The organism is Streptomyces sp. AHU1 (assembly GCF_045343905.1).
GTDB classification, from domain to species: Bacteria; Actinomycetota; Actinomycetes; order Streptomycetales; family Streptomycetaceae; genus Streptomyces; species Streptomyces triticiradicis.
Genome location: NZ_CP174283.1, coordinates 8,083,814 through 8,096,965, shown reverse-complemented (window position 1 = coordinate 8,096,965; position 13,152 = coordinate 8,083,814). Strand labels below are relative to the sequence as shown.

At 72.7% G+C, this 13,152-nt stretch carries 10 protein-coding genes and 1 pseudogene; 6 read left to right on the top strand and 5 right to left on the bottom strand.

The genetic code is table 11. The annotated features are described in order from the left end of the window. Positions 1–7: 7 nt before the first annotated feature. Positions 8–1,543 carry an AMP-binding protein gene (locus ACICHK_RS35710; protein WP_406840159.1) on the bottom strand — a complete coding sequence of 512 codons (1,536 nt, stop codon included), beginning with the start codon at positions 1,541–1,543 and terminating at the stop codon, positions 8–10. 158 nt (positions 1,544–1,701) lie between these two features. Here ACICHK_RS35710 and ACICHK_RS35705 point away from each other — a divergent pair, with 158 nt between their 5' ends. Next, a complete protein-coding gene (locus tag ACICHK_RS35705) occupies positions 1,702–2,274 on the top strand; it encodes a GNAT family N-acetyltransferase (protein ID WP_406840158.1) in 573 nt (190 codons plus the stop codon). Positions 2,275–2,425: 151 nt separating this feature from the next. On the opposite strand, the gene ACICHK_RS35700 is transcribed toward ACICHK_RS35705, so the two are convergent. Further along, positions 2,426–3,880: an APC family permease gene (locus tag ACICHK_RS35700; RefSeq protein ID WP_406840157.1), complete on the bottom strand. Its 1,455-nt coding sequence runs from the start codon at positions 3,878–3,880 to the stop codon at positions 2,426–2,428. A gap of 198 nt (positions 3,881–4,078) precedes the next feature. On the opposite strand from ACICHK_RS35700, the gene ACICHK_RS35695 reads away from it, so the two are divergent. Then, the gene (locus tag ACICHK_RS35695; RefSeq protein ID WP_406841406.1) at positions 4,079–5,260 is read left to right on the top strand and encodes an ROK family protein; all 1,182 of its coding nucleotides are present in this window, start codon (positions 4,079–4,081) and stop codon (positions 5,258–5,260) included. A gap of 251 nt (positions 5,261–5,511) precedes the next feature. Then, complete coding sequence (locus tag ACICHK_RS35690) at positions 5,512–6,792, top strand: hypothetical protein (protein ID WP_406840156.1); 1,281 nt, start codon at positions 5,512–5,514, stop codon at positions 6,790–6,792. Here ACICHK_RS35690 and ACICHK_RS35685 read toward each other — a convergent pair. Further along, positions 6,776–7,121: pseudogene (locus ACICHK_RS35685) on the bottom strand (hydrolase); the annotation flags it as partial. The gene ACICHK_RS35690 and the pseudogene ACICHK_RS35685 sit on opposite strands and share 17 nt — an antisense overlap. Between ACICHK_RS35685 and ACICHK_RS35680 the strand changes: the two are divergent. After that, positions 7,102–7,365, top strand: coding sequence for a GlsB/YeaQ/YmgE family stress response membrane protein (locus ACICHK_RS35680; RefSeq protein ID WP_151473107.1), 264 nt, complete (start codon positions 7,102–7,104; stop codon positions 7,363–7,365). The pseudogene ACICHK_RS35685 and the gene ACICHK_RS35680 sit on opposite strands and share 20 nt — an antisense overlap. A 364-nt stretch (positions 7,366–7,729) precedes the next feature. Further along, complete coding sequence (locus ACICHK_RS35675) at positions 7,730–8,626, top strand: GNAT family N-acetyltransferase (RefSeq protein ID WP_406840155.1); 897 nt, start codon at positions 7,730–7,732, stop codon at positions 8,624–8,626. 55 nt (positions 8,627–8,681) lie between these two features. On the opposite strand, the gene ACICHK_RS35670 is transcribed toward ACICHK_RS35675, so the two are convergent. Next, positions 8,682–9,467, bottom strand: a complete 786-nt coding sequence (locus ACICHK_RS35670; protein ID WP_406840154.1) for a sirohydrochlorin chelatase — start codon at positions 9,465–9,467, stop codon at positions 8,682–8,684. A 205-nt stretch (positions 9,468–9,672) separates the two neighbouring features. Here ACICHK_RS35670 and nirB point away from each other — a divergent pair, with 205 nt between their 5' ends. Next, on the top strand, positions 9,673–12,411 hold the full coding sequence (gene nirB / locus ACICHK_RS35665; protein ID WP_406840153.1) for a nitrite reductase large subunit NirB: 2,739 nt from the start codon (positions 9,673–9,675) through the stop codon (positions 12,409–12,411). A gap of 253 nt (positions 12,412–12,664) precedes the next feature. Here the strand turns inward: nirB and ACICHK_RS35660 are convergent, their stop codons facing one another. After that, positions 12,665–13,120, bottom strand: coding sequence for a VOC family protein (locus tag ACICHK_RS35660; RefSeq protein ID WP_406840152.1), 456 nt, complete (start codon positions 13,118–13,120; stop codon positions 12,665–12,667). Positions 13,121–13,152 lie beyond the last annotated feature (32 nt).

Sequence of the window (13,152 nt, the reverse complement as noted above, 5' to 3'; positions counted from 1 at the left end):
CAAAGGCTCAGTTGACGTCCCGGTCGCGTCCTTCCCAGTACGGCCGGCGCAACTTGTACTTCTGGAGCTTGCCGGTGGCCGTCCGGGCCAGCTCGCCGCGGAACTCGACCGAGGTCGGCGCCTTGTACCCGGCGAGACGCTCCTTGCAGTACCCGATCAGCTCGCTCTCCGTCGCCTCCGCGTCCGGGGCGAGGACCACCAGGGCCTTGACGGTCTCGCCCCACTTCTCGTGCGGCACGCCGATGACCGCGACCTCGGCGACCGCCGGATGGCTGAAGAGCGTGTCCTCCACCTCGATCGAGGACACGTTCTCCCCGCCCGTGATGATCACGTCCTTCTTGCGGTCACTGATCGTCAGGTAGCCGTCCTCGCCGATGGATCCGCCGTCCCCGGTGTGGAACCAGCCGTCGGCCAGCGCCCGTCCGGTCTCCTCGGGCTGCTCCCAGTACCCCTCCAGCACGACGTTGGAGCGCGCGAGGATCTCGCCGTCGGCGGCGGTGCGCAGGGTCACGCCCAGCGCGGGGACGCCGGCGCGCACCAGTTTCCCGGCACGCTCCTGCGCGTCGAGGCCGTCCCATTCGGAGCGGGTGCGGTTGACGGTGAGCAGCGGCGAGGTCTCGGTGAGGCCGTAGATCTGGATGAACTCCCAGCCCAGCAGGGACTCGACCCGCGCGACGGTCCTCGTGGGCGGCGGCGCCCCGGCGACGATGATGCGGACCCGGTCGCGGCCGGGGATCTCGCCCTCCCAGGACTCGGCGGCGGCCAGCACCGCGTTGACGACGGCCGGGGCCGCGCACATCACCGTGACGCCGTGCTCGGCGACCCGGCGCAGGATCTCCGCCCCGTCGACCTTGCGCAGCGCGATCTGCCGGACGCCGAGCCCCGCCATCGCGAAGGGCATCCCCCAGCCGTTCGCGTGGAACATGGGCAGGGTGTGCAGATAGACGTCGCGATCGGTGACACCCGCGTGCAGGGCGAAGGTCGTGGCGTTGACCCAGATGTTGCGGTGCGTGATCTGGACGCCCTTGGGCCGGGCCGTCGTGCCGCTGGTGTAGTTGATCGTCGCGGTGGCGTTCTCGTCCGCGTCCCAGGGACGGGGTTCGGCGCCGAAGCGGTACAGCTCGGCGTCCGCGGCGGCGCCGAGCGTGAAACGGTGCTTGCAGGCGACCCCGTCGAAGCGGTCGGCCAGTTCGGGGTCGACGAGCAGGACGCTCGCGCCCGAGTGCTCGACGATGTAGCCCACCTCCTCGGCCGTCAGCCGGAAGTTGACCGGCACGAGGACCCGGCCGTGGCCACTGACGCCGAAGAACGAGGTGAGGAGCCTGGCGCTGTTGGGCGAGACGACGGCCACGCGCGCGCCGTGCGGGACGCCCAGCGCGTCGAGCCCGGCCGCCTGGGCTCTGGCCAGTTCGCCGACGCGCCGGTAGGTCAGCCCCTCCCAGGGCTCGGCCGGCTGGTCGGGTTCGTCGACGACACCGAGGCGGTCGCCGTACACGGTGACGGCACGGTCCAGGAAATCAAGGGCTCCGAAGGGGACGAGCATCACGGCCTCCCGACGATCGGACGATGTCCCCTTTCTATCGTGACCCGGCCCCCGCGCATCCGGACGGCACCCGATCGGACACCGGCCGCGCCGTCCGGATCCATGTGCGCCTCCTCGCCTCCTTGGCCTTCGCCCGCCCGGCACGCCACGATCGTCCGATGGACAGCCGACCGACGTTCGACTTCCCCCGGCCCCTGCTCATCGGCGGGCTGGGGCTGCATCTGCGCGAGTGGTCCGACGACGACGTCGAGGACCTCGTCGCGCTCTACGACGATCCCGAGATCGACCGGTGGACGCCGGTCGTCTCGCCCTTCGACACCGAGGCGGCGCTCACCTATCTCGCGGCGGCCCAGCAGAAGAGCGCCGAGGGACGGAGCGTGCAGCTGGCCATCACCACGGACGGCACGCGGCCCCGGGGCGAGATCCTGCTGTTCCCCGGCACGGCCGACGACCGTGACGTCGAGCTGGCCTACGGCGTGGGGGCGGCCCACCGGGGCCTGGGGCTCGCGACCCGCGCGGTCCGGCTCGTCGTCGGCTTCGCCCGCCGCCACGTCGGCGGCCGGCGTGTCGTGCTGTGCATCGAGGACGGGAACACCGCGAGCGAGGCGGTCGCCCGGGCGACGGGATTCGCCCTCACCGACGACGAGCCCGTCATCCGTACGGCGAAGGGCCGGGCCGTCGTCCTGCGGACCTGGAGCCATCTCGAGGACGACGGGCCGCGCCTCGGGTGAGGGACCTCCGGGAGACCGACCGTCCCGGGAGCGCGGACGGCCTCCGTGGAACGGAGGAGCGGACCGGACGGGGCGGGGCTCCGACGGTGGCGGGCGCTCCGGCGTCGGTACGTCCGGGACGCCCTGTGCCGTCGTGCCGTACGACCGTCCGTCACGCCTCCGCGGGTTCCGCCTCCGGGGACGGCGGCGCCAGGTACTCCTCGCCGACCTCCTTCGGACCGAAGGGCCACACCTTCTCCAGCCGGGCCCAGACGGCGAAGGCGACCAGGCCGAGGGCGAGCCAGGCCAGCGACCACTCGATGGGGTGGCGGCCCGGGGAGTTCCTGTCCGCGTATCCGTAGATGGTGAGCCAGCCGGCGAGGGCGAGGAGGCTCGGCAGGGGATAGAGCCACATCCGGTACGGACGGCGCAGTCCCGGCTGCCGTCCGCGCAGCACCGACAGGGCGACGACCTGGGCCAGCGCCTGGACGATCACCATGACGGTGGTCAGCAGCTGGATGAGGGTGGCGAGGTCGGTGTGACGGCCGATCAGGAACCCGACCGCCGTGACGACGCCCATGGTGGCCAGACCCAGCGTCGGGAAGCGGTGCCTGGGGTGCAGCTTGGCGTAGGGGCGGAAGAACACGCCCTCGCGGGCGGCGTCGTAGGGCACTCTCGAACCGCCCAGCAGCCCGGTGAAGACCGAGGCGAGCGCGGTGATCAGGATGAGGACGGTGACCGTGTCGGCGGCGCCCCTGCCCCAGGTCTCCTCCATGACCGCCGAGGCCACCGAGGTGGAGGCGACGTCGCCCGGGTCGGTCATCCGCCCCCAGTCGATGACGCCGAGCGTGCCGATCTGGAGCAGCAGGTAGATCGTCATGATGCCGAGGATGGAGAAGACGATGGAGCGGGGCAGGGTGCGGCCCGGGTCCTTGATCTCGGCGCCCATGTACGCGGTGGTGTTGTAACCGAGGTAGTCGTAGATGCCGATGGTCAGGCCCGCGGCGAAGCCGACCCAGAAGTGGCCGGTGGACAGCGCGAACGCGTGCGCCGGGTAGGTGAAGGCGCGGGCGGCGCTGAAGTCGGTGGCGGCGGCGACGATCACGAGGAGGACCGAGGTGATCATCACGGCCCACATGACGGCGGTGATCCGCGCGATGTGCTCGATCCCCCGCCACAGCAGGAGGACGACGAGGGCGACCATGCCGAGTCCGACGAGGTCACCGGTGGTCCTGCTCATGTCGGGGGCCAGATAGCCGAGGTACTGGACGAAGCCCACCACACCCGTGGACATGATCAGCGGGATGAAGAGCATCGCCGTCCAGACGAACAGGAAGGGCATCAGGCGTCCGGTGCGGTACTGGAAGGCCTGGCGCAGATAGACGTAACTGCCGCCGGAACCGGGCATCGCGGCACCGAGTTCGGCCCAGACGAGTCCGTCGGCGAGCGCCAGCAGCGCGCCCGCGACGAATCCGATCACGGCCTGCGGTCCGCCGAACGCGGCGACCATGAGGGGGATCGTCACGAACGGCCCGATGCCGCACATCTGGCTCATGTTGATGGCGATGGCCTGGAACAGGCCGACGCGGCGGACGAAGCCGCCGACGGCCGACGGGGTACCGGACACGGATCCTCCTCAGGACGAAACGTGCGCAGAAGTACGAGGTGACGGCCGCCCCGGGGACGGCCGGGGGATTGAGGGCGGCGGGCGCCCGCACCGTGCCGGACTCCCCTCGGCCCGCCCGGCGAGGTCGACTGGGCGATAAAGTTAAGGAGACTTACTAAGCACGTCAAGGGGGCGTGACGCATGAGCGAGAATGACGCGATGCCCGCCACCGACGCCGCAGAGCAGCCCGGACAGCCCTGGAACCGCCGCCGGCTGCGCAGCGCCAACGAACGGCTGCTCCTCGACCGGCTGCGCGCCGGGGGCCCCGCCTCGCGCGCCCAGCTCGCCCGCGAGACGGGGCTGTCCAAGCCGACCGTCTCCAGCGCGCTCGCCGCGCTGGAGGAGGCGGGACTCGTCCACGAGGTCGGCACGCGGGCACCCGAGCGCGGCCGGGTCGCCGTCCTGTACGCCCCCGACCCCGCCGCCGGGTACGCGCTCGGCATCGACATAGGCCGGGGCTGGCTGCGCGTGGCGGTCGCCGATCTCGACGGCACGGTGATCGCGCGCGCCGACGTGCGCAACCGCGCCCGCACCTCCGGGGCCATGGCCGACCTCGTGGTGTCCACCGCCCGTCAGGTCGTCGCCGGCTCCGGCGCCGGAGCGCACGAGGTGGCGCACGCGGTGGTGGGCACACCCGGCGTGTACGACGAGAAGCGGCGCCGGGTGCGGTACGCGATGCATCTGCCCGGATGGGGCCGGGCGGGCCTGTTCGACCGGATGCGCGAGGAACTGGGCGTCCCGCTGGAAGTGCACAACGACGCCAACCTCGCGGCCCTCGGCGAGTACACGTACGGGGCCGGCGCGGGCAGCCGGCTGTTCGCGTACATTATGATCGGCACCGGTCTCGGCATGGGCGTCGTCAGCGAGGGACGGCTGTTCACGGGGGCGCACGGCGGGGCCGGCGAGATCGGCTTCCTCCCTTGGCCGGGCCGGCGAGGGCCCGGCACCCTGGAGGAGGCGGTGTCCGGCGAGGCGGTCGTCGAGGCCGCCCGGCACTTCGGCATGACCGGACAGCTGACCGCGAAGGCCGTCTTCGACGCGGCGCGGGAGGGGCAGGGTCCGGCGGCCGAGGCGGTCCGGCTGGAGGGTGAGCGGATCGCGCACACGGTGGCGGCCGTGACGGCGGTGCTCGACCCCGACCTGGTCGTCCTGGGCGGCGGGGTCGGACACAGCGTCGACCTGCTGCTGCGGCCCGTGCGCGAGACCCTGCGCACCCTGACCCCCCTGCGCCCGAAGATCGCACCCGGCCGTCTGGGCGAGGACGCGGTCCTGCTCGGCGCGGTGGCCACGGCCCTGGGGACGGCACGCGAGGTGGTGTTCGAGCGCAGGTCGGGTTCCTGAAGCGGGGCCGGGCCCACCGGCCCCGCCCGTGGAGGAATCCCGCCCTCGCGTCCCGGACCACGGACACGATCCGTGCCGCCCGCCGCGGGACGGACTCGGGCGACCTGAGGGCACCTCCCACAACGTTGAGGCAGCGGGGAGCCCGACACCGTTCGGGATGTTCGGCCGAGCAACTGCGGTCCTGGAGACAGGATTCACCACCGCTCGGTCTTCAGGAACGGTGTACACGGATTCGTTCCACTCGACGAATCATGGTGCCGCTGCTGTTGAGCACCCGGGCCTTGAAGGTGTCGTACGCCGTGGTCGTCTCGACCGACGCGGCTGGCGAGTGGCTGCGCAAGAACCTCATGGACGAGCCGGACGGCACGACGAAGACCAAGGTGGACGAGGACGGGACGCCCCTGTACGGGCCGACTGTCGCCCTGCCTGTGCCGCGCGTCCTCTCCGAGGAGCGCGCCCAGGCTCTGGCCAAGGCGCTCAAGGACCGCGGCCGGGACAAGCGGGCCAGTGGGCGCTATCCGCTGAGCCGTCGCATCGAAGGCTCATGCGGGAAGACCTACGTCGGCGCCGGCCTGCCCGACGGCACGCGGATGTACCGCTGTCAGGGTGCCGTTGGCGCCACGCCGTGCGGTGACTCCTACCTGGAAGCCGAAGCTGTCGAGAAGGGCGTCTGGGGCCGCCTGGAGGCTTTCATGGAACAGCCCGAGAGGCTGCGTCAGCTCGCCCGGGAATGGGCGGAGAGCCTGCCGGGCGATCACGATGCCTACAACGAGCGAGCGGAGTCCCTGCGCAAGCAGGCGGCGGACCGCCAGAAGGCGCTGACGAACGCATTCAAGAACGCCGTGCTCCTCGACCTTGACGAGCAGGCCGTCAAGGAGGCCACGGACGAGCTCAACATGGAGCTGGAGGCGCTGCGTGCCTCTCTCGCCGAGACGGAGGCCTGGCTGGCCGATTTCGACTCGGCCCAGGAGCCGGCCAAGGGCATGGTCGAGATGATCGAGCGAGCCAAGGGCAAGCTGCACACGCTCGACCTCGACAAGCAGGCCGAGGTCGTCGACATGTTCGACATCAGGGTCACGCCCGAGCGGCACAGGTTCGCCCGCCGCAGCGGGCGACGCTGCTCGGTCGCCGCTTGGCACGTCGAGAGCGGGACGCCGGCTCCGGCGGACCCGGACGACACCGCATGGGGCCAGGTCCAGGACATCCTTCTGGACATCGACGCGGCGCTCCTGAAAGGCCGCTACGACACCCGGGAAGCCCTGCGGGCGATGCTGCACCGGCTCCGCACCGGAGTCACCTGGGAGGAGCTGGACAGCGCCTTCGGCATCTCCAAGGCCACGCTCAAGCGGGTCCAGGGACTCTGGTTCAACTCGGGAGCCTGGGAGCCGATGATGAAGGTCCTGCTGGCCCGTGGAGGCGGTGAGCCCGTCTTCCAGGCACCCGTGATCCCGGACCTCAGGGTCCGAGGCAAGCTCTCGGAAGATCTGTTCACCAACCTGCTGACGGCTGAAGGGCCTTCTCTGCCCTGGTGAACAGCATGTCGAGCTCGGGCAGCACCAGCTCGTCGAAGTTCGACAGGTCGGTCGCGGCCGTGCCGTCGTAGGTGAGGCTAGAGCCCGAAGACACCCTCTTCAGACTGTGGTTGCCGGTCTTCTGCAGGGCCACGCCCCACGAGGACAGTGCGCCCGTCCAGGAAGTCCGCGTTGCCCGCGGTCTCGGCGTGGTCGTTGTCGAACAGCACGCGGTGGGTGGTGGCCGCGCGGGCAATAACCGGAAGGGACTGCACCCAGGATCCAGCGGGCAGGTTCAGTGCAGCGGGAGTCCGACGACAAGGGGCGGAGATGGAGATCTCGGGCGTCATCAGTGCCGTCGTCATCGGCATCGTCATCGGGGTGCTGGGTCGGCTCGCCGTGCCGGGGCGCCAGCGCATCGGCATCCTCTGGACGATCGTGGTCGGCGTCGTGGCCGCGTTCATCGGGTCGGGGATCGCCGCCGCGTTCGGCGTCGCCGACACGAAGGGCGTCGACTGGATCGAGTGGCTCATCCAGATAGGTCTCGCCGCGATCGGCGTGGCGGCGCTGGACCGGGCGAGGGGGCGGCACTGAGCGACCGGAAGCGGGCCGGAAGCGGCTGACAGGGCTCGGCTCCCCGACCGGGCGGTGTCCGGGCCGAGGGGGCTCGACCGGGCCGGGGCCCGTGGCGAGGAACACCGGACGGGCGGCCGGGCGACCCGCGGCGCGGAGCGCCGGACGGGCCGCCTGGCGGTCGGGCGGCCGGGCGGCCGGGCGGTGCCACGGTCACAGGGCCGTGGCCCGTGGTTGGAACACCGGACGGGCCGCCGGAGTCCGGCGCGGCCCGCCGACGGCCCGTCCGCGGGGCGGCGCCCGTCGAATTGCGTTGCGGTGCCGGGGTGCGCGCGGCTACGGTCTGCGGGTTTCGCATGCCCGCGCCCCACGTCACGGAGACATCTTGCCGCCACGCATCACGCCGTTGACCGATCCGGACTCCTCCCCGTCGAGCCGGCGTCTGGCCTGGCTGGCCTCGGACGCCGAAGGGGCCCCGGTGGGCTCGGCGTTCCTCTGGCTGTCCGACAGGAAGGGACAGGACCATCGCGCCGAGCTGGAGATCACGGTGCACCCCGCCGAGCGGCGCGCCGGGGTGGGCGGCGCCCTCCTGGACGCCGCTCTGGCCGCCGCGCGGGGCGACGGACGGCGGTCACTGGTCGCCCGTGTCACGGCCGGCTCTCCCGGCGAACCGTTTCTCGCGGCACACGGGTTCCGCCAGGTGCTGGCCCTGACGTTCGCCCGCCTCCCCCTGCCGGGGCTGGACCTCGACGCCGTGACCGGGATCGTGGAACGCCCGCACCCCGGATACGAGTTGAGGAGTTGGGACGGCGTCGTGCCGCCCGAGCTCGCGCGGACCTTCGCCGACTCGCGGCGGGCCATGGACGACATGCCGATGGAGGACAGCGACTTCGGCGTCGTCGTCTGGGACGTGGAGCGGGTCGTGGCCGTGGCCGAGGCCGTCCTCGACCGCGGCGACGCGCTGCACACGATGGCCGTGGTGGACCGCTCGGACGGCTCGGTCGCCGGATTCTCGGAACTCGTCGTGCCGGGTGACGGGCGGGGCGACGCCCAGCACTACGGAACGGGCGTCCTGCCCGAGCACCGCGGCCACGGCCTCGGGCTGTGGATGAAGGCGGAGTCGGTCCGCGCGGCCCGTCTGCGGTACCCGGAACTCGCCGGCCTGCTGACCGACACGGCCGACAGCAACGCGCACATGATCGGCATCAACGACACGCTCGGCTACCGGCCGACCCACCGGGAGCTGGAGTACCGGCTGGACCTCCGGGAGAACGGTTCGTGAGTCTTCGACGGCACCGGCCGGTCCGGGCACGCCGTCGGCCGGCGACGCGCCGGCCTCAGGCGGCCGCCGGATGGTGTGCCACGCCCGCGGCCCGGGTGTAGCGCCGCACCACCAGGCGGGCGATGCGCGGGTGGGCCCCGAGCGGTTCGGCGACCGCCCAGGCACCGGCGTCGCGCAGTTCCCCGCTGAAGCGGCCCGGTGCCAGCAGATGGGTGGCGACGGCGACACGCCGGTGGCCCGCCGCGCGCAGCCCGGCCACGGCCTCCGGCACGGTGGGCCGTGCGGCCGAGCAGTAGGCGGGCGGCACGGGCACGGCGGGCTCACCGCCGTGAGCCGCCGTCAGCAGGGAACGCAGCTGCCCGGCCGCGATCCTGGCCCCGGCGGTGCCGTCCGGGCGGCGCGAGCCGGCGGAGGCCAGGACCACGGCGTCGGCCCGTCCGCCCGCCGTCTGCTCGGCGGCGCGCAGCCTGTCGTACAGGGCCAGGGCCACGTCCGGCTCGCCGCTCAGTCCCCGCGTGAGGGTGCAGCGCAGCGTCCGGGGCTTCGCCAGCACGGCCGGCACGTCGACCCTGCGGTGGAAACCGTCCCCGAGCAGCAGGGGCACGACCACGGCGCGCTCCTGCCCCCGTGCGGCGAGCCGGTCCAGCAGCCCGTCGAGCGAGGGCCACCGCGGGCCGGGGCGGACGCCGGGGGCGGGCTGCCGTTCCTCGAGGCAGCCGACCTGCGGCCGGACACCGCCCAGCGCCGTCACGGCGTCGGCGAGGAGACCGGTCACCGCCGCGGCCGCCGGGTCGGCGCTGCCGTGGACGGCGAGTACGAGTGCGGGGGAGCTGGTGTCCATGGTCCCGACGCTACGGAGCCCGCCGACGCGCCGGTACGGCCGCCCGGCCACGACCCGTCGGGCCTTTCGGGCCTGGACACACCGGCCGAAGGTCCCGCGGTTGGGGCCCTTTGCGCGTCGGTCCCGCCCCGGAGCCGGCCTACGGTCGACATGACGTACGGACCCGCAGACGCCACCGTGACCCCCGCCCAGGAGCGTGACCCCCATGCCGCAGCCGCAGCCGCAGCCCCTCGTCCTGATCGGCCACGGCATGGTCGGCCAGCGCCTGCTCGAGGTCCTCGCGGACCGCGGGGCGCTGGGAGGCGACGGCACCGCCGGACGGTCGGTCGTGGTCCTCACCGAGGAGGACCGCCCCGCCTACGACCGGGTCCACCTGTCCTCGGTCTTCACCGGCACCGACCCCGCCGACCTCGCCCTGACCACCCAGGACTTCCTCGACCGGCACGGCATCGAGCTGCGCCTGGGCGACCCCGCCGAGCACCTGGACACCGCCGCCCGCACGGTCACCACGGCCTCCGGTCACGTCCAGCCCTACGGCACGCTGGTCCTGGCCACCGGCTCGGACCCCTACGTCCCGCCGGTCGACAACGTCGACGCCCCCGGCACCTTCACCTACCGCACGCTGGACGACGTCGCCGCCCTCACGGCGTACGCGCGGGGAAGGCGGACCGGCGTGGTGGTCGGCGGCGGTCTGCTCGGCCTGGAGGCGGCCGGGGCACTGCGCACCCTCGGGCTGGAGGCGCACGTCGTCGAGTTCGCGCCCCGGCTGATGCCGCTGCAGGTCGACGACGGCGGCGCGGCGGTGCTGCGCAGCACCATCGAGGAGATGGGCGTCACCGTGCACACCGGCGTCGCCGCGAGCCGGGTGGAGACGGACACGGACGGTGTCACCCGCGGGCTCCGGCTCTCCGACGGCCGCACGATCGACGCGGACGTGGTGGTCTTCTCCGTGGGTGTGCGGCCCCGCGACGGCCTCGCCCGGGAGGCGGGTCTCGCCGTCGGCGACCGCGGCGGGGTCGTGGTCGACGAGCACTGCCGTACGAGCGACCCGCACGTGTACGCCATCGGTGAGTGCGCGCAGACCGCCGACGGCCGGGTGTACGGCCTGGTCGCGCCCGGCTACCAGATGGCCGAGGCCGCGGCCGACGCCCTCACCGGCACCGGCACCGCCCGCTTCACCGGTGCGGACACCTCCACCAAGCTCAAGCTGATGGGCGCCGACGTCGCCTCCTTCGGCGACCCCTTCGAGGCGGGGGCGACCGCGGTCGTCTTCTCCGACGAGAGCGAGGGCGTCTACAAGAAGCTGCTCCTGGCCCCCGACGGCCGGCTGCTCGGCGGCATCCTCGTCGGTGACGCGCAGGCGTACGGCACCCTCAGGCCGCACACCGGCCGCTCGCTGCCCGCTCCGCCCGCCGCCTACGTGGGCCCGTCGGAGTCCGCCGAAGCGCCGGGTGCCGACACGCTCCCCGACGAGGCCGTGGTCTGCTCCTGCCACAACGTCACCAAGGGCATGGTCCGTACGGCGATCGCCGCCGAGGGCCTGACCGACGTGGACGGGGTGAAGAAGTGCACCAGGGCCGGCACGGGCTGCGGCGGCTGCGTCGGCACGCTGCAGGCGATCCTGGACGCGGAGGGCGTCGTGCGCAGCACGGCCCTGTGCGAGCACTTCGCCCTCTCCCGTTCCGAGATCTACGCCGTCGTGCGCGACGAACGCATAGACTCCTTCAGCGAGTTGATGGTCCGTCACGGCAAGGGCGGCGAGGGCTGCACGGTCTGCAAGCCGGTGGTCGCCAACGTCCTCGGCACCCTGTCCCCGGAGCTGGGCCTCACCCACATCCTCGACGGCGAACAGGCCGGCCTGCAGGACTCCAACGACCTCCATCTCGCCAACCTCCAGAAGGACGGCACCTATTCGGTCGTCCCGCGCATCCCCGGCGGCGAGATCACCCCCGCTCAGCTCGTGGCCATCGGCGAGGTGGCCGGCGACTTCGGCCTCTACACGAAGATCACCGGCGGCCAGCGGATCGACATGTTCGGCGCCCGCAGGGAGCAGCTTCCCGACATCTGGCGCAGGCTGGTGGCGGCCGGATTCGAGTCCGGCCACGCGTACGGCAAGTCGCTGCGCACCGTGAAGTCCTGCATCGGCTCCCGCTTCTGCCGCTTCGGCCAGGGCGACTCCGTGCAGCTCGCCATCGACATCGAACTGCGTTACCGCGGCCTGCGCTCCCCGCACAAGCTCAAGGGCGGTGTCTCCGGCTGCCTGCGCGAGTGCGCCGAGGCGCGCGGCAAGGACTTCGGGGTCATCGCCACCGCCAACGGCTGGAACCTCTACGTCGGCGGCAACGGCGGCACCCGTCCCCGCCACGCCGAACTCCTGGCCGCCGACCTGGACCGGGAGGCGCTGCTGAAGCTGATCGACCGCTTCCTCATGTACTACGTCCGCACCGCCGAACGCCTGGAACGCACCTCCGCCTGGCTGGAACGCCTGGACGGTGGCGTCGAGCACCTGAAGGAGGTCCTGATCGAGGACTCGCTGGGCCTGTGCGCGGAACTGGAGGCGCAGATGGAGCGGCACGTGGCCGGCTACCAGGACGAATGGGCCGCGGTCCTCGCCGACCCGGCCAAGCTCAGCCGCTTCGGGCGGCTGACCGGCGAGCCCGACGCCGGGGCCCTGGAACCGGGCCGCGGCAGGGTGGCCGTCCTCCCCGACGGCACCGAGGCGGCGCTCTTCAAGGACGGCGAGGGCAACCTGTACGCGGTCGGCAACCACGACCCCTACTCCGGCGCCGACGTCATGGCCCACGGCATCATGGGCACCCGCGACGGCCGCCCCGTCGTCGCCTCCCCGATGCACAAGCAGGAGTTCGACCTGCGTACGGGAGTCAGTCTCGACGACCCGGAGGTACGGCTGCCGGTGCTCGGGCCGGGCGTCCCCGCGCACTGAACCCCGCCGCGGGGCGGGCCGTCCTCGTGGCGGCGGTCGGCGGGCCGCCCCGAGCCGTGTGGCCGGAGGGTTCCTAGGCCCTGTCGTCAAATTCCCGCCTGCCCCGCGACGCCCGGCACTCCCCCTAGCTCTTCGAGCAGGGGGTACCCCCAGAGCACGCTCCCCCGAGCTCTCGGCTTCGCTCGGGCAGGGGGAACCCCCACGACGCCGCAGGGCCGCCCTTCGGGCGACGACGGGAATGTGACGACAGGGCCTAGACGACGTCGAACTCGTTGCCCTCCGGGTCCTCCAGCAGGACGGCGTACTGCCCGGCGTCCGGCTCGTCCGTGGTCCGGAGCACCCCGGCACCGGCCGCGACCAGTCTTTCCACCGTGGCGGCGACACGCCGGGCGCGGACCTCCAGCGGGACGTCCCGCCCGCCGCCGACCTTCAGGTCGAAGTGCATGCGGTTCTTGACGGCTTTGGGTTCCGGAACCTGCTGGAACCAGATCCGCGGCCCGTGTCCCGCGGGGTCGACGATCGACTCGGGGACGTCGCCCGCGCCGGCGGGCAGCTCCTCCTCGGGCACGCCCAGGGCCACCCAGTACTCCCGCCAGGTGGCATGGCCGCCCGGCGGGGGTTCGGGCACGTAGCCCAGGGCCTCGCTCCAGAACGCCACCAGTTTCCGCGGGTCGGCGCAGTCGATCGTCAGTTGCAGCGTCATCTCCATGGCCGGAGCCTGACAGACGCCTCTGACATCCG